Origin of the sequence: Maribacter litoralis (assembly GCF_902506355.1) — a bacterium.
Lineage (GTDB): Bacteria > Bacteroidota > Bacteroidia > Flavobacteriales > Flavobacteriaceae > Maribacter > Maribacter litoralis.
Genome location: NZ_LR733271.1, coordinates 2,748,751 through 2,766,636 on the forward strand (window position 1 = coordinate 2,748,751; position 17,886 = coordinate 2,766,636).

Genomic DNA, 17,886 nt, shown 5'->3' on the forward strand with positions numbered 1-17,886 from the left:
TCGAGCAGAGATGATTACAATTTTATATTGAATTATTTTGGATTGTAGAAAACATAACTACAAGTAGATTTCTCTTTGAAAATGAAAGGAATTAAGTGCAATTTTCACTAATGTTTTTTAAGCCAAACTTTTACAAATCATTTTATTAAAATTTGAATCAGTTTAAAAAATACGAAGCTCCACTTACGGAAGATGACTTGAAAATTATTCGCTCAAAAAGCAAAAAATCTAATGTGGCATGGTTTATTGCTAACATAGTTTTAGGTGTTATTGCTATAGGATTATTGAAACAGCCAGGGTTTGGATTTATTGAATTTTTAGCTTGTCTCTTTTTTGTTATTTCATTTATACCATACTTCCGTTTCTTTTATAAAAGCCCAACAGAGAGAGATTTAGAGGCGAAAATTAAAGTTTCTACCGAATTAAAAGTAAAATATAAAAGAAGAAATATGGATAACTTCCATCATTATGAAATAGAATTTGAACAGAACCCGGATTTTGATAAATATGGTCTGTTGAAAAAAGATTTTGAAAAAGTAAATGTGGGTGATGTAATTTATATAGAGTTCTCAAAATATGGTCGTTGGATTTTAAAAATGGAATGTAATGATGAAGACATTGAAAATCCATTTTATGTTAAGTAAAATCGTTCTTCGTGACAGAAGATTTTAAACTGTATTTATGAGTTCAAAAAAACTATTGATTCTTTATTTTCTATTGACCTTATCTGGTGGCCTAATTATATTTGTTAAACTAAGCTATTTTATATGGCAGTCAAAATCAGATTATTTAATGGATGTTGGTATAGGTCTACTGGCATTGGCAGGTCTACTAGCATTGTATACTTGTATATTAACTTCAATAAACCTATACACCACTCTTAAATTTGAATGGACGTGGGTAGTAAGTACTTTTTTAACAATCTTAAATATTGCGGTATTCGCTTACTATTTTAATTCTTAAGTAATATTGAAATGTACATAAGGCAAACTTAAGTATAAGATTATCTAGATATGAAAAGACTATTTCTGTATATATTTTTTGCGACATCAATTTGTAACGCACAACAAACTAAAATGAGGGAAAATAATAAAACCGATTTGGAAAAATTAAACTTAACGGGAAAAGTAAAAAGTGTAAAAGAGTTCACCCAAATCAGCACTAATAAAGACTCTCTCATTTTAGATACCGAGAAGGAGTTTAATGTAAATGGTTTTTTAATAAAAGAAACCGTCTATTCTTACGGAAATATACATAGTGTTACGGAATACAATTATATTAATGATAAATTAAACACGGAAACTGAAAAAATAATTGGACCAAACGGCTATACTACCTTTACAAATTATTTTTATAAGGAAAATGAAATAGAAAGCAAAAGTTTTGAAGATGATGAATTGGTGGAATCATCTATTGTAAAAATAGATAAAAATAACAACGTTGTTTACTCAAAAAATAACAATAATTTATTTGGTACATTCTGCGAGAAAAACTTTGTTTATAACCAAAATAACCAATTAACAACAATGACAGAAAGCTGTTATAACGAAGATGGTAAAAATTATGGTAACACTATTACGTATACCTATGTAGATGGTTTATTGCAAAAGATGAAGCATTCCAATACAATTACAAATGATGAGGTGGGATTTGAGGAACGTTACGCTTATGATAGTTCTAATAATTGTATAGAAATAAAGGTTTATATAAAAAATGTTCTAGAAAGTAGGCAATCTATGACCTACAAAAACGCTTTACTGGAGGAACATCATTTTTCTGAGAAAGGAAAAGAAATAAAGTCTATAATTTATAAGTATAACAGTAAAAAAAATGTGAATATGAAAACTATTAATGAAGTGGGCTCTGTAGCAACGATTACCACAGTTTACATTTATGAAATGGAATACTACAAATAAGAACCTAACTTTAGGAAATACAGAATTATAAAAGATAATAGTAACATGAATTGCATAAGAGAATGAAGGTAACACCAGAGAAAAATGAAAAGGTTGCAAATATGATATTTGCCTCTATTTATCCGCTATACTTAAACAGATTAGAGAAAAATGGGCGAACAAAAGAAGAACTCAACCAGGTGTTAGAATGGTTTACCGGTTTTGATGAAGATACATTACAGGCTCTTATTGATGAAAAGGTAACGTTTAGAACGTTTTTTGAAAAAGCTAAAATTCACCCCAATGAATATTTGGTCAAAGGTGTTGTTTGTGGTTATCGCATTGAAGAAATAGAGGAGGAGTTTGAAGTATACAAACGCTGTAGGCAAATGGAAAAGCTTATTGATGAATTGGCGAAAGGTCGTAAAATGGAGAAGATTTTACGAGTAGAAAAGAAATAATTCCAGCTTCAAATGTATGTAAAAATTCTTTTTAGAACTTGGCTGAAGATGCAGCTAATTTTTACTCCAAAAAGAAGATACAACCTTTAAAGAATTAATCTTCACTACATAAGATAATCGGACTACATCTTAAGGTCTAAAAATGATAAACGTTGCTCATAATTTTAATGAAGTTAATGCATTTATTACTTGGATGTTTAGTTATTTTCACCCATCAATAGCGCATTTTTTTTGATGCGGAATAAAATATACCAATCCATGAAAAGTCCCGTTCAGCTCTTATTTATTGTAGTTTTTCTGCTTGTTTTTCAGTCTGGTCATACACAAGAAAATATAAAGAATACCCATATTGTAACCACGGTATTTAAAGCATTTAAAGAGCAGGACGAAAATGTACTTTTAAAAAGTTTAGCTACAAAAGAAGAAATAGATTATCTCATCCCAAAGATCAAGGAATCGCATCCAGATGAGAGCATTCCGGAAGCTGATGAAATAATTGAAGTTTTCAAGACAAGCGCTACCAAGAACTTTAAGGAAATCATAGAAAGAGGAAGTTCTTTTGGTGTAGCGTGGGAAAATATAGTTTTGGAAAAAGCGGAATTTGAACCTAATCCACATGCTAAATTAGACATAGAAAGAGCGAACATTACGTTGGTATGTGCTAGCAATGACAAAAAATTTCTGATAATTTTAAAGAAGTCCTATAAAATTCAAGATACGTGGCGGTTAATGGACAGAATGAAGTTTACCTTACTGTAACACACATCTGTAGGCTATTTTTTACAGCACACAAATTTGTAATGTATTTTAGATGTACTTGCTATATATTGGTGAGATCAAGAATGAAACTTATTTAAGTTTAATAGATTTGTCTTAAAATAATAGGCATGTCGGTTTACCAGAAAATTTCTCAAATTAGTTCTAAGTTCTTTCCACAAAGTAAGCTCTTTAAGTATGGTTTCAACCTATCGCCAATGTATAAAAGAAGTACGGCGAAAATCACCGACGTTTCAGACGACCTATTGAATATTACAATAAAGCTACCGATCAGCTGGAAAAACAAGAATTACGTAAATTCTATATTCGGTGGTAGTATGTTTGCGGCGGTTGATCCTATACCTATGGTGCAATTAATGAATTTAATCGGTAGTGATTATGTTGTGTGGGATAAATCTGCCGAAATAAAATTCAAAAGACCGGCAAGGGAAGATTTGTATGCGGAATTTATTTTTTCGAAGAACGAGCTCGAAGAAATAAAGACGAAGGTAGCCGAACACAAAGAATGGGAGATTTTGAAAACCACCCATCTTACCAATATAGAAAAGACTCAGGTTTTCTGCGAGGTACACAAAACAATTTATGTAGCCGATAAAGAGTTTTATAAGGCGAAACGAAAAAAAGCTAAATCTAAAAAGGAGTAGTTTAAGTTGTAATGTCGGTGCAATGTGTGTTAAATTCATACCCATCATAAACAACAATCTCAACTTAACTTTTATTGACTGCTCAAAAATTTTTTGAGTTAAAAATCATTTGAATTTTTCAGGATTAATTTGGTTTTCTAGTGTTAAAATGAGGTATATTCATTGATTGAAATTTTAATGGTCGGTAATACCCCCTTTTAAACTGATGCTAAAAATGACAACCTTATTCTCAAAAGAGACCATGATGAAGTTGAAAGCCCTGATCGCTTCCGCAAAAACATATGTTGTACTGTTAATTTTGGCAATAGGGCTTCTATTGTATACCGTGAGCGTAGGTTACAAGCAGGTAAATAGACTTCATGAAACCGGAGATATGGTTGCGCATACATTAGAGGTGCAGCGTACTATTGTAGAGCTTTCAGCTAAATTTCAAGAGCTGGAGTCTATACAACTAAAGGTACTTTTAAAAGAGGATAGTAGTAACTTAAGTGGCATTGTAGTTTCAGAAATGGAACAGACTTTAGAGAGGTTAAAGCTGCTAACTTCAGATAACCAAGCCCAACAAGAGCGAGTAAAGGTCTTGGAGCAATTGCGTGATAAAATTAGTAGCGAGGTAGATACGGTCGAGTCCGCAGATAGTGTTGCTGTCATAGATAGTTTAGAAGCTAAGGATAGTGTGGTAATCAATTTGGCAAGTAAAAGGTATCAGCGTATTGGTAGAATCTCTAAAATTGTAGAGGAATCTCAGATTCTTAAGGAGAGAATGCTATCCGAAGAGAATTATTTAATGGTGGCCCGTAAGGAAGAATACACTTCTCAATCATTTTTAACGCCCATGTCATCGCTATTGGTGGCACTTACGGCTTTGATTATTTTCTTAATAGGTTTTATTAGCATCTACAAACAAAAGGGGGAAATAGAAGAAGTAAATAGTCAGGTTTTTATTCAGAATAAAAAACTGCAGGAGACGGAAGAGTTTTTAAAAGGGGTATATAAGAGTTCAAATAATGTGATAAGTCATTTTGAACCCATTCTTGATTCTGAACAAAATGTTATTGATTTTCAATTTAAATATACCTCAGACGCCATTGAGAAGGTTACCGGCGAAGAACAAGAAGATATTATCGGTGGCTCACTTTTAGAGACATATCCAATGGTATTGGAGAACGGACTTTTTGAAATCATGAAAGAGTGTTTTGTAAGTGGCAAAACCCAAGAACATGAGAGTATCTACACTTTTGAAGGTCAAAACAAATATATATTCAACACCATTGTAAAATCAGCCAACGGTATTACCAATACGGCATGGGACACCACTAAGGTTAAAGAGGCCGAAAAGAATCTGCAAAAGCTCAATGAAGATCTAAGCCTTCAAAACACCATTTTTAAAGAAGCTGAACATGTTGCCGGGGTAGGTAGCTTTATATGGTATCTTGATGATGGTAGCGCTACGGTTTCAGATAACTTTTATAGAATTCTTGGGGTAAAGCCCAATAGTTTCGAGGTTACTTTTGATGCTTACAAGAAGTATGTACACGCAGATGATATCTCCATATTTGAGTCTCTGGGAACTACCACGGTAGAAAAGGATAAATCAACCAGTTTTACCTATAGAATTTACAATAAAAAGAAAGGGGTTAGACATTTAGATTTAAAAGGAAGAAATATAGAGATTGATAACCGACCGGTTTCGGTAGGTATTGTTCAAGATATTACAAGCAGGGTAGAAAAAGATAGGGAACTTATTGAAAGTTATGAAAAGCTTCAACTAAGTAATGAAGAACTTGAATCTTTTAATAGGGTAGCGAGCCATGATCTTCAAGAACCGCTGAGAAAAATTCAAATGTTCATTTCTCGAATAGAGGATGATGGAGATAATAGCATGCCTAATTCGGGTTCTGCTTACTTTAATAAAATTAAGTCTGCCACCTTTAGAATGAGGGAGTTGATCCAAAATTTACTGTCGTACTCAAGAATAGATAAGATAAATTCTAATTTTGAGCAGATAGATTTAAACCTTACAATTGGCAAGGTAGAAGAAGAACTTTCTCAATTGGTAAAAGACACTAAAACTGTTATTACCTATAAAAAGCTACCGATAATTCATGGTATTCCGTTTAAAATAGAACAATTGTTTATCAACTTGATCAGCAACTCCATCAAGTACAGTAAAAAGGATGTTGCGCCTGTAATTACAATTGTTTCGGAGAAAATAAAAAGTCATGCAATTTCTGAGAATTTCGTTAAGAATTCAGAGTACTATTATAAGATATCGATAACGGATAATGGTATTGGTTTTGATTCGGAATTTGCAAGTAATATTTTTGAGGTTTTTCAAAGGCTGCATTCTAAGAATGAATATTCTGGTACGGGAATCGGACTTTCAATCTGTAAAAAAATAGTTGAGAAGCATAACGGCTATATACATGCCATTAGTAAAAAAGAAGAAGGTGCCACTTTTATTGTTTACCTACCGGTAGATTTTACTAGCTAATTAAGAACATTCATCTCACTCGCATTAAGAAATTATTCTCGATCCTAGTTGTGGTAACTCTTTGATAGGTATTTCTCAAGTTTATTTAAAGCTCCAAATTAAATGGTATTTTTAAAAATATACTAGAATATGGTAATGCTATGGAAAAACTGGTAATACAAACCCAAAGGTTAACATTACGACCAATTACCCTTAATGATTTAAACGAAATACATCGGCTTCATATCTTGCCCGAAACCGATGAATTCAATGCACTTGGTATACCTAAAGATTTAGATGAGACCCAAAGTGTTATAACACCTTGGGTAACTGCGAATAATCAAAAAGAAGTAAGCAATTACACTTTTGCCATTCTGCATCAAAAAACTGGTGGGTTTATGGGGTTATTCGGTCTACGGCTGGGTGCACAAAAATATAAACGAGCTGAAATTTGGTATAAGCTTCATAAAGACGAGTGGGGTAACGGCTATGCTACCGAAGCAGTAAAAGCAGTATTGAATTATGGTTTTAACACGCTTAAACTCCACAGAATTGAGGCTGGTTGTGCCGTTGATAATATAAGGTCTGTAAAAGTTTTGGAAAAATCGGGTATTATCAAGGAAGGGGTTAAAAGGCAGATTTTACCTTTAAAAACAGGTTGGTCAGACAGTTTTGAATATGCCATTTTAGAAAGCGATAAACGATATTGAAACTAGTATGAATTTAAATCAAGTTACCGTTCCATCACGAAATGTTGCCAATGCAATTCTTTTTTATGAAAAATTAGGATTGAAATTAATAGTAAAATCACTGCCCAATTATGCAAGATTTGAATGTCCGGATGGGAATTCCACCTTCTCTATTCATCTCACCGAAAAATTACCTAAGGGAGATGGCGTATATATTTATTTTGAGTGCCAAGATTTAGATGAACATGTAGCAACGCTAAAGGAGAAAGGCATACAATTTGAAAAGGAACCTACCGATGAACGATGGTTATGGAGAGAAGCAAGGTTAAAAGATCTTGATGGTAATCAACTTATATTATTCTATGGAGGTGAAAATAGATTAAACCCGCCATGGCGAATCAAGTAGGTTTTGAGTTGGATGGACTTGGAATATTCCAATAAGACCAACATAGTAACACTTATATTTAAATTCGTAACAAAGAGTTATAAATGTAAATTCAGATTTACGAAGTTCGATTATGAAGATAATAGTATATACAAGTTGTTTTTAACAAGTTGCTATCTATTTGACCTTAATTGTAAAGATTGAACAATACTATTCATTTGATGTCTACGTTAATCATTCAAATGATATAACAAGTAGTATTTTAGAACCCAATTCAACTATTTAATTTATATCCAAAGAATTAGAAAAATAGTAAAATAGAAAAAAACCCTATGAATTATAAGAACGCCGAGGAACAAAGATTAGCCGTAGCGGACAATTATAAAAATTGGAAAAGGTGGGGTCCTTATTTAGCTGAACGTCAATGGGGTACCGTAAGGGAAGATTATAGTCCGCAAGGGCATGCATGGAGTTTTGTTGGTCATGATAAAGCCCGTAGTAATGCCTATAGATGGGGAGAAGAAGGTATTGGTGGTTTTTGCGATTCTAGAGAAATTCTATGTTTGGCACCCGCTTTCTGGAACGGAAAAGACCCTATTTTAAAGGAGCGTTTATTCGGACTTACCAATGATGAGGGTAACCACGGGGAAGATGTAAAGGAACTTTATTTTCATCAGGTTTCTACGCCAACCCACTCTTACGCCAAATACTTATATAAATATCCACATAAAAAATTTCCGTACGCAGAGCTTGTACGTAAAAACAAACATAGAAATAGAGAGCAATCTGAATTTGAGATTTTAGATACAAAGGCATTTGCGAACAATACATATTTTGATTGCTTTATCGAATATGCCAAAGAAGATGTTGGCGATATTTTAATGAAGGTCACCGTAATCAATAGAGGACCAAGGGCAGCAACTATTCATGTACTGCCACATTTATGGTTTCGTAATTTTTGGAAGCATAACCGTAGGTTCGAGCGGCCCGAAATGAAAGCTATTTCCAATAACGCCGTACAATCACGTAGTACAAGAAACGGTCGATATTACTTTTATCATGAAGAAGGTGAGCAACTTTTTTGTGAGAACGAGACCAATAATGAACGTATTTACAATGTGCCCAATGAGGTCGCTTATGTAAAGGACGGAATAAACAACCATGTAGTTGAAGGTAAAGAAACGGTCAACCCCGATAAAAAAGGATCTAAGTTTGCCGTATGGCACAAAATGCGTTTAAAATCGGGTGAAGAAAAGACCATAAAAGTACGTTTAAGTAAGAAAAAGCTTGAAGACCCTTGGGGAAGTTATGATGCTATCTTTGATAAAAGAATTAAGGAGTGCGAAGAATTCTATGGTGATATCTTAAAAAAAGAACTACCGGTAGGGCAACAAGAAATTGCCAGAAAAGCATTTTCAGGATTATTATGGACCAAGCAGTTTTATTACTATGATGTATATAAATGGCTTTTTGGTGGTCCGGGAGAACCCAAACCCTATAGAACAGATACCCGTAATACGCGTTGGGAACATCTTACCAATAGACATGTAATTTCCATGCCCGATAAATGGGAGTACCCATGGTATGCCGCTTGGGATCTTGCTTTTCACATGGCATCGTTTGTAGAAATAGACCCATACTTTGCTAAGGAACAATTGCTATTGGTTCTTAAGGAAAGTTATATGCACCCTAACGGACAAATACCTGCCTATGAATGGAATTTTAGCGATGTAAATCCGCCAGTACATTCTTGGGCCGTTTGGACCGTGTATGAAAAAGATAAAAAACGAACGGGTAAAGGCGATACCAATTTTCTGGAAAAAGCTTATCAAAAATTATTGGTCAATTTTACTTGGTGGGTAAACCAAAAGGATAAAAGCGGAACCAACCTTTTTGAAGGCGGATTCCTAGGGTTGGATAACATTGGGGTATTTGATCGTAACCACATGCCAGAAGGTATTACACGTATGCAACAGGCAGATGCTACCAGTTGGATGGCCATGTTTACTTTGAACATGTTGCGTATGTCTTTAGAATTGGCGTCAATGAACCCAAACTATGAAGATAGTGTTGCCAAATTTTTTAGACACTTTTTGAATATCGCCTGGGCAATGCACCACATTGGTCAAAAGGATATTTCCCTTTGGGATGATGAGGATAATTTTTATTACGATGTAGTAGAAATGTCCGACGGTAGAACAGATCGTTTAAAAGTAAGGTCTTTAGTAGGTATTATACCCATGTTCGCTGTAGAGATCATACACAAAGATTTGTTCGACGAGCTAAAGCATTTTAAAGTTAGGGCTGCAGAAATTGTAAGAACCAGACCAGATTTGGCCTCTTTGATTTCTAATATTGAAGAGTTCAACTCTGATGGTAACTACCTGTTCTCCATCATGCGAGGGTTTAGATTAGAGAAATTACTCTGTAGATTATTAGATGAAAAAGAGTTCTTGTCCGATTACGGTATTCGCTCACTTTCAAAATATCACGAAGAGCACCCCTATGTTTTTCAACATAATGGGCATCACCAAATTCAATATGAACCAGGTGAAAGCAGATCTAACATGTTTGGAGGAAATTCTAACTGGCGTGGACCAATTTGGTTACCACTTAACTATATGATTGTTCAATCTTTACGAAAATACTACTCGTATTATGGTGATCAATATGTTTATGAATTTCCAACGGGATCGGGCGTAAAAATGAACTTGAACGAGATTGCAAATGAGATTTCCAAAAGATTGATCAAACTGTTCGAGCCTAATGAAGATGGTAAGTTTGTATATCACTCAGAAGATGCCAATCATGTATTCACCAATAATGAACACTTTAAGAACGAACATTTCTTTTACGAGTTTTTTGATGGTGACTCCGGTAAAGGGTTGGGCGCATCGCACCAAACGGGGTGGACGGCCCTAATTGCAAACCTAATAATGGAATTAGAACAGCATTCCTAGTTTTACTTCATTTAAAATATTGTATATTAGATAATTGGCTATGTGTTTTTACATAGCCTTTTTTAATTAAATAACATTTTCTGATGAAAAACGATACTATCCACATATCGAAAATAATCAAAAATGTTCCCCATACTACTAATGATGCTGACTATACCGTCTGCTGGATCAAAGATGAAATTAAAGGTATAGAGATAGATGGTGTTCTTTATGCCAATATTTCAAACTCCATTTTTTTTCTTGATAATAAGATGCAGTGGAAGTTGTATGTTAAAGAAGGAGCTCCAAATACGGGGTATCTGTTACAGTTGTCTCAAGAGGTATTAAGTCACCCCTTATTAAGTAAGTTGCATATCAATAAAGTTCGCCTGTTCAATTCGGGCACGGTGCCCTTGTTTAAATTGAGTCCCGGTATAGAGAAACGTACCCAAGCCATTCTAGAAATGATCGATGAGCTATTGGGTTCGCATTTAAACCATAAGGAAGATGCCCTTATATCTTTATTGAATACCTTTTTTGTGTATTGCGATGGTCAATGCAACATTAAGTCGATTATTGAAAAGAACCACACAAAAGCAAACATTGTGTATTCCTTTAAGCAACTGGTAGATCAGAATATTGAAGATTCTCATGAGGTAGGGTTCTACGCTTCACGCCTTAATATATCCACAAAATATTTGAATGAATGTGTGCAAGAGGTGCTTAATGTGAGTTCAAAAAGTATCATTATAGAACAGTTGTTGATTCGTTCGCGACACGCATTAAAATTTTCAAATAAAACGATTAAGGAAATTAGCTATGAACTTGGTTTTTCTACACCAGATTATTTCAGCTATTTCTTTAAAACACAGACGGGCACCAAGCCTTCTTTGTTGAGAAGATCGGTAGGTTCTTAAATTCAAGGTTTATACCGTGATTTTCACATTTTTACGACTATGGTTTATACCTAATTTGGTATAAAAATATAATCATGGATAGACAAAGTTTTATAAAAAAATCAGGAGCAGGTATTAGTTACGCTTTATTTTCCGGACTCATTTTCTGCAAAAAGCAGGATGATGAAGTTGTTTCTACAAATAGCAACGATCCTAAGATCATGCGTGATGCAGACGGTGAGGTATTCAATGTTATAGGGGATATCCAGACCCATAAATTAATGGGAGACGAAACCAATAATCAGATTTTTGAATGGGTAGATAATGTAGAACCAGGTGTTGGTATTCCACCCCATGTTCATACTAAGGAAGATGAAATTTTTAGGGTGGTTGAAGGTGAAGTGGAAATTACTATCGACGGTGAAAGCACGGTTTTAAAAGCCGGGGATATTGCTTTTGCACCGAAAGGTGTGCCCCATACTTGGCAGGTGGTAGGAACCGAAAAAGCTAAAATGATAACTTCTGCACTACCTGCGGGTATTGAATTTATGTTTCAAGAATTATCTGAGTTACCTGCCGGACCGCCAGATTTTGAAAAAGTAGCTCAAATTTGTGCAAAACAAGGCATTACATTTGTTTAATTCTTATTCGTTTGTACGTCAGCAACTGCAACGTAAATGTTAATTTTTAATTTGACTTGTCATCGGCAACTGCCGTAAATAGCTTGCTGCAAAAATCACATTTGATTTTGTGTTAATTTTTAAAATCAATTCTAATTTTATACTACCTATGCGTCTCTTTTTATGAGCAAATGGGTTAAAAATTTATGCCTAACTTCAATTAAATAACTGTATCTTAAAAATGGAATTTATATGGACTTATGAATCTTAAAGACGGTGTTAAAACTGCTGAGAATAAAGTGTCGACAGAGGCGCGTAGACTCAGCGATATGGTTAAAGATAAAAGCAAATCTTTAGTGGACCGTTTAGAGTGTTTTGAGGATATCATAAGTTTAGAAGTAGGAGATACCGGTCTGCATAGAGCAAAAACTTTGGAACGTGAGTTTGATGTTCGCCAGCTCTACCTAAAATATGAAGGTGATAACCCTACCGGTACCCAGAAAGATCGTATTGCATTTGCTCAGTTGTATGACGCACTCCGTCGCGAATTTGAAGTGGTGAGTTTGGCTACTTGCGGCAATTATGGTGTTGCCATGGCATTGGCATCAGATTTGGCAGGTGTTGCCTGTAAAATTTATATTCCCGAAAGTTATCATACTGATCGTGCTGTAGAGATGCAAACCTTGGGAGCGGAGATTATTCGTATTCCCGGTAGTTACGAAGATGTAGTGACGGCAAGTTCTCGTTTAGCGGAGGAACATGGCTGGTATGATGCCAACCCAGGTGGTGCCAATACGCCACTACAAATTTCAGCCTATGCGCAAATTGCACAAGAAATCTTTGAGGATTTAGGGGATGCACCTAAATATTGTGCCGTTCCGGTTTCAAACGGAACATTGTTTGCCGGTATTTACAGGGGATTTGTAAATCTGTATAAAAGAGGAAAAACATCACGAATTCCTAAAATGATTGCGGCTTCTTCTTCTCGTAAAAACCCCATTGTTGAATCGTTTTTACAAAATTTAGATCATTGTAAAGATTTGAATCCAGCAGCAATTAAAGAAACAAAATACAACGAACCATTAATCAATTGGCACAGTTTTGATGGGGAAGAGGCGCTGTATGCCTTACAAAAATCTGAGGGCGAAGCTTTTAATATTAGTGATAAAAAATTGAAAGAGATGACTTCTCTTTTACATAAAAAGGAAGGATTCCGAATTTTACCTGCTTCAACGGCGGGTTTGATCGGACTTTTAGAATTGGACGAAAAAATGAATTTTGAGCCTGATCGGTTTGTGGCGGTGCTCACTGCAAAAAATTAAAAAATAGATGAAAAAAGTTATTGATGGTAAGGCATTGGTGTATTGTGAAGGAGCATTTAATACTCCTAACGGTAAAACGGCACATGGGCTGGTTCGCTTTACCGAACGGTATGAGGTTGTAGGTGTTTTAGATGCAAAATATGCAGGTAGTGATGCCGGTGATGTTTTGGATGGTAGACCTAACGGAATTCCGGTTTTTAAAGATCTGGAAGCTGCGATTATAGCTCTTGCAGCTAACGAGAACTTGCCAAGTTATTTGGTGATAGGTCTTGCGCCAGATGGTGGTAGACTACCACAAGTGGCAAAGGCAACTATTAAAAATGCATTGCTAAAAGGTTGGAACATTGATAGTGGTTTGCACGATTTCTTGACCAATGACCCTGAACTTGTGGCATTGGCAAAAGAAAAAAATGTAAAAATTAGAGATATAAGAAAGACACCAGACCGTGATCAACTACATTTTTTTACAGGTGATATTGAGAAAGTTGATTGTTTAAAGTTGGCTGTTTTGGGTACGGACTCCGCATTGGGGAAACGTACAACTGCTTGGATATTGGTACATGCATTTCGTAAAGCGGGTAAAAAGGCGGAAATGATCGGAACGGGACAAACCGGTTGGATGCAGGGAGCAAAATATAGCATGGTAATGGATAGCTGTATCAACGATTTCGTCTCTGGTGAAATAGAACATGCCGTTGTTAGTGCCTATAACAATGAAGATCCAGATGTTATTGTAATTGAAGGGCAGGGGAGTTTAATGAACCCTGCATACCCTGGCGGATTTGAAATTCTAGCCGCAGGTAGACCCGATTACGTTATTCTGCAACACGCACCAAAACGATTGGAGTATGATGGGTTCCCAGGATATAAAATGCATTCGTTAGAAGAGCAGATACATGCCATTCAAGTAATTTCGGGTAAAGAGGTTATTGCGATTACGGTGAATCATGAAGGAATGGAAAAAAGCGAAATTCTAGATGTTTGTAAGGCCATCACCCTTGAAACAAAATTGCCAGCTTTTGATGTGTTGGAGTATGGTGCAGACGATTTAATTGCGCTTTTAATGACGAAAGTAAAATGAAAATAACCCATATTTCTTTTGAGCGTTTAGACCTAAAATTGTCTGATCCGTATACGATTGCCTATGAAACCATTGACCGTACCAGTAACTTCATTTTAAAGCTTGAAACCGATGGTAAAATTGTGGGTTACGGTTGTGCTGCACCCGATCCAGTGGTTACCAATGAATCACCAAATGATGTTACCGACGCGATTAAAAACACCATCATTCCCTATTTACTCGGTAAAGACCCTTTTACTTATGCATTGCTTTTATTGGAATTGAAAGTGTTATTGGGCAAAAGATCGTCTGCTTTGGCAATGGTAGATTTGGCGTTGTTCGATATTATGTCTAAAAAAGCCGAGGTGCCTTTATACAAGTTTTTGGGTGGTTATCGCAATCAAATTGCTACCAGTATTACCATTGGTATTATGGGTGTAGACGAGACCTTGGCTCAAGCTAGTGAATTTGTAAAACAAGGTTTTGGCATTTTAAAAGTTAAAGGCGGTTCTTACCTTGAAGAGGATATAGCTAAAATGCGAATGATCCACGAAAAGTACCCGAATATTGAATTACGGTTTGATGGTAACCAGGGCTATTCGGTAAAAGAATCTATTGCCTTTGTCAAAGCTACAGCGGCTATTGGGGTTGAAATTTTTGAACAACCTACCATAGTTGAGGCTGAAGAACGATTGGGCGAGGTAATGAATCAGGTAGATGTACCCATAATGGCAGATGAAAGCCTAAAAACATTGACCGATGCATTTCGTTTGGCACAAAATGAACGCGTGGATATGGTGAACATAAAACTACAAAAGGTTGGTGGTATTTGGGCTGGTATGCATATCAACTCGGTAGCCAAGGCAGCCAAATTGGACGCTATGGTGGGGTGTATAGATGAATGCGGATTGGGCATTGCAGCGGGACTCCATTTTGCCCTGTCCAGACCAAATATAAAGTATGCCGATTTAGACGGACATTTAGATATAATTGATGATCCCTATCATTCCATTTTTAAATTGGAAAAAGGAATTTTATATCCGACCGAAAAACACGGATTAGGTTTTTCTGAGTCGAAATTCTAATTAATCTTGCTCTAGCTGCTCAATAAGGTTGGCAACCATTGCTGTCCAACCTGTTTGGTGCGATGCTCCCAGACCACGACCGTTTTCTCCGTGAAAATATTCGTAGAATAATATCAAGTCCTTAAAATGAGGGTCTTGGTAATATTTTTCGTAGTTCTTGTTGATTGCCCTATTGCCTTTTTCATCTTTCTCGAACATGTGGATCAGGCGTTTGCTCAATTCATCGCTCACTTGTTTCAGGTTCAATAGCTTGTTGCTGCCTGTGGGGTATTCGAACAAAAAGTCGTTTCCGCTATACCATTGATATTCACGTAATGCTTGAATAAAAAGATAGTTCATAGGCATCCAAATAGGTCCGCGCCAATTAGAATTTCCACCGAATAATGGAACGGTAGATTCTGCAGGTTCATAATCGATGCTGTATTCTACCCCGGCAATTTTTATCTGATAAGCTTTCTCGTGTATTTTAGATAAGGATCTAATACCATATTCGCTCAAAAACTCATTTTCATCTAGTAAGGTAGTTACCAATTTTTGCATGCGATCTTTTGGAACAAGTGAAAGTAGCAGGTCGCCATCAGCCTCGTATTGCTGAATTACCTCATACTTTAAGTTTTCCGCACGATATTTTTGAAACCAAAGTATACTGGCCTTAAACCTAGGGAACTTGTCCAATACACTTTTTTTAATAGTAAGTACAGCTGCGAGAGATAACATACCGGCAATTGATCTTATTTTAATGGTTGTCGATTGTCCGTCAGGTAAGGTCAGTCGGTCGTAGAAAAAGCCTTCAATATCATCCCAAACATTTGCCTTGTCGGTATCCATCTTGTTTAATGCTTCCGCGATGAACACAAAATGCCCAAAGTATTTGGTCGCCATGTCTTCATAAGAATCATCGTGCTCGGCTATGCGCAGGCTCATCTCTAACATATTCAAACTGTATAGTGCCATCCAAGCGGTACCGTCAACTTGATCTAAAAACCCGCCACCTGGCACACCATGGCTACGGTCAAAAACTCCAATATTATCCAAGCCCAAGAATCCGCCTTGAAAAACATTGTTGTCATTTCTGTCCAAACGATTTACCCACCAGTTGAAGTTCAACGATAGTTTGTTGAACATACGTTTTAGAAACTTAATATCTGGTTCACCCGTAATTTTCTTATCCGTACTATAGATTTGTAAAGTTGCCCAAGCCTGTACCGGTGGGTTTACATCACTAAAATTCCATTCGTAGGCAGGTATTTGTCCGTTGGGCGACATGTACCATTCTTTCGTGAACAACAAGAGTTGTTCTTTGGCAAATTCAGGATCAATAGAGGCGAACGATGCACAATGAAAGGCGGAGTCCCATGCCGCATACCAAGGGTATTCCCAAGCATCAGGCATGGAAAGCACATCGTGGTTACGCAAAGTTTTCCATGTGCTATTTCTGCCATTTTTACGCTGTTGAGGTGGTGGTGTGGTTTTAGAATCCCCTTCTAGCCATCTTTCCACTTCGTAATTATAATACTGTTTTGTCCACAGTAACCCTGCAAAGGCTTGTTTTAAAATGTTCTTTTGGTCTTCGCTGGCTTTGGGGGCAATGTTGTTGTAGAAGAGTTCGCACTCTTTTTGTCGCGCTTCGAAAATGGAATCGAAATCTGAAAATGGAGATTCAAGTGTTTCTTCGGTCAGACGAAGTTGAAACGTTTTTGATTCGCCCCCAGATATTATCTCTTGATACAGCGGAGCAAATTTAGTACCAGAACTATTTTTGGTAGCCAAACTAAAATCGTTGGTACAGACCGCATCATTGAACACATCTTTTTTATACGGATGGTCGTTTTTATCTTGATATAACTTCTCTCTGTTGGTTTCGTTTTCGGTAAAAAATAAATGTGCCGCTTTTTGAAAATAGAGATTATATTTGCCCACATAAGGGTGGTCGATCTTCACGAACGGATTGGATTTTAATCCCTTTTTAGAAATAACGGGTTTTCTCGACATTTCTTTGAACGACCAATGATTACGCATTACCATTTGTGGTAATAGTGTTATGGGCGCTGCTTGGTTGCTTCTGTTGGTAATGGTAATTTTTATGAGGATATCGGTTTCGTCTCCCTTTGCATATTCGGTACTGACATCAAAATAGGTGTTGTCGTCAAAAATTCCGGTATCTAAAAGTTCGTATTCTAGTTCTTTTCTATTCCGTTTTTGGTTCTCTTCAATAAGTTGGTTGTACGGGTATGCTTTTTGCGAATATTTGTACAAATACTTCATGTACGAATGAGACGGAGTATTCTCAAGGTAGTAATACAGTTCTTTTACATCTTCTCCATGATTACCTTGCGGACCCGTTAACCCGAAAAGACGCTCTTTTATAATAGGGTCTTTACCATTCCATAAACCGATGCTGAAACACATATTACAGTAGCGATCGGTTATACCTGCAATACCATCTTCTCCCCACCGAAAAGCACGACTTCTAGCATGGTCATGCGGAAAATAGTTCCAAGCATCGCCACCGGCACTATAATCTTCACGTACCGTTCCCCATTGACGTTCACTTAAATACGGTCCCCATTTTAACCAGTCTTTTTCTTCTTTTTGTTGTTGGGATAAGCGGATTTTTTCAGGGTTTTTCATAAGGTATTG

16 protein-coding genes are annotated in these 17,886 nt (G+C 36.1%); 15 read left to right on the plus strand and 1 reads right to left on the minus strand.

Annotated features, from left to right (window positions below):
• Positions 1-152 precede the first annotated feature (152 nt).
• The 15 genes from EXIGUO8A_RS11555 to EXIGUO8A_RS11625 all read left to right on the plus strand — a co-directional run bounded on the left by EXIGUO8A_RS11555 (position 153) and on the right by EXIGUO8A_RS11625 (position 15,246).
• The gene (locus tag EXIGUO8A_RS11555; RefSeq protein ID WP_116770587.1) at positions 153-644 is read left to right on the plus strand and encodes a hypothetical protein; all 492 of its coding nucleotides are present in this window, start codon (positions 153-155) and stop codon (positions 642-644) included.
• Positions 645-681: 37 nt separating this feature from the next.
• Positions 682-963 carry a hypothetical protein gene (locus tag EXIGUO8A_RS11560; protein ID WP_116770588.1) on the plus strand — a complete coding sequence of 94 codons (282 nt, stop codon included), beginning with the start codon at positions 682-684 and terminating at the stop codon, positions 961-963.
• A 50-nt stretch (positions 964-1,013) separates the two neighbouring features.
• On the plus strand, positions 1,014-1,916 hold the full coding sequence (locus tag EXIGUO8A_RS11565) for a hypothetical protein (protein ID WP_159303241.1): 903 nt from the start codon (positions 1,014-1,016) through the stop codon (positions 1,914-1,916).
• 62 nt (positions 1,917-1,978) lie between these two features.
• Positions 1,979-2,356: a DUF2200 family protein gene (locus tag EXIGUO8A_RS11570; RefSeq protein ID WP_159303242.1), complete on the plus strand. Its 378-nt coding sequence runs from the start codon at positions 1,979-1,981 to the stop codon at positions 2,354-2,356.
• A 258-nt stretch (positions 2,357-2,614) separates the two neighbouring features.
• Positions 2,615-3,115, plus strand: a complete 501-nt coding sequence (locus EXIGUO8A_RS11575; protein WP_159303243.1) for a hypothetical protein — start codon at positions 2,615-2,617, stop codon at positions 3,113-3,115.
• A gap of 128 nt (positions 3,116-3,243) precedes the next feature.
• Positions 3,244-3,777 carry a PaaI family thioesterase gene (locus EXIGUO8A_RS11580; RefSeq protein WP_159303244.1) on the plus strand — a complete coding sequence of 178 codons (534 nt, stop codon included), beginning with the start codon at positions 3,244-3,246 and terminating at the stop codon, positions 3,775-3,777.
• Between the two features lie 214 nt (positions 3,778-3,991).
• Positions 3,992-6,271 (plus strand): ATP-binding protein, encoded by a 2,280-nt coding sequence (locus EXIGUO8A_RS11585; RefSeq protein WP_159303245.1) that lies wholly within the window; start codon positions 3,992-3,994, stop codon positions 6,269-6,271.
• Between the two features lie 140 nt (positions 6,272-6,411).
• Positions 6,412-6,960 (plus strand): GNAT family N-acetyltransferase, encoded by a 549-nt coding sequence (locus EXIGUO8A_RS11590; protein WP_159303246.1) that lies wholly within the window; start codon positions 6,412-6,414, stop codon positions 6,958-6,960.
• A 7-nt stretch (positions 6,961-6,967) separates the two neighbouring features.
• Positions 6,968-7,345 (plus strand): VOC family protein, encoded by a 378-nt coding sequence (locus EXIGUO8A_RS11595; protein WP_116770595.1) that lies wholly within the window; start codon positions 6,968-6,970, stop codon positions 7,343-7,345.
• A gap of 311 nt (positions 7,346-7,656) precedes the next feature.
• Positions 7,657-10,284: an MGH1-like glycoside hydrolase domain-containing protein gene (locus tag EXIGUO8A_RS11600; RefSeq protein WP_159303247.1), complete on the plus strand. Its 2,628-nt coding sequence runs from the start codon at positions 7,657-7,659 to the stop codon at positions 10,282-10,284.
• Positions 10,285-10,367: 83 nt separating this feature from the next.
• The gene (locus EXIGUO8A_RS11605; protein ID WP_159303248.1) at positions 10,368-11,180 is read left to right on the plus strand and encodes a helix-turn-helix domain-containing protein; all 813 of its coding nucleotides are present in this window, start codon (positions 10,368-10,370) and stop codon (positions 11,178-11,180) included.
• 74 nt (positions 11,181-11,254) lie between these two features.
• Positions 11,255-11,800 (plus strand): cupin domain-containing protein, encoded by a 546-nt coding sequence (locus EXIGUO8A_RS11610; RefSeq protein WP_159303249.1) that lies wholly within the window; start codon positions 11,255-11,257, stop codon positions 11,798-11,800.
• 239 nt (positions 11,801-12,039) lie between these two features.
• Positions 12,040-13,101 carry a pyridoxal-phosphate dependent enzyme gene (locus EXIGUO8A_RS11615; protein ID WP_159303250.1) on the plus strand — a complete coding sequence of 354 codons (1,062 nt, stop codon included), beginning with the start codon at positions 12,040-12,042 and terminating at the stop codon, positions 13,099-13,101.
• A 7-nt stretch (positions 13,102-13,108) separates the two neighbouring features.
• Entirely contained in the window at positions 13,109-14,182 is a 1,074-nt protein-coding gene (locus EXIGUO8A_RS11620) for a DUF1611 domain-containing protein (RefSeq protein WP_159303251.1), read from the plus strand.
• Positions 14,179-15,246: a mandelate racemase/muconate lactonizing enzyme family protein gene (locus EXIGUO8A_RS11625; RefSeq protein WP_159303252.1), complete on the plus strand. Its 1,068-nt coding sequence runs from the start codon at positions 14,179-14,181 to the stop codon at positions 15,244-15,246. Before EXIGUO8A_RS11620 ends, EXIGUO8A_RS11625 begins: the two co-directional genes overlap by 4 nt.
• On the opposite strand, the gene EXIGUO8A_RS11630 is transcribed toward EXIGUO8A_RS11625, so the two are convergent.
• Complete coding sequence (locus EXIGUO8A_RS11630) at positions 15,247-17,877, minus strand: MGH1-like glycoside hydrolase domain-containing protein (RefSeq protein WP_159303253.1); 2,631 nt, start codon at positions 17,875-17,877, stop codon at positions 15,247-15,249.
• Positions 17,878-17,886 lie beyond the last annotated feature (9 nt).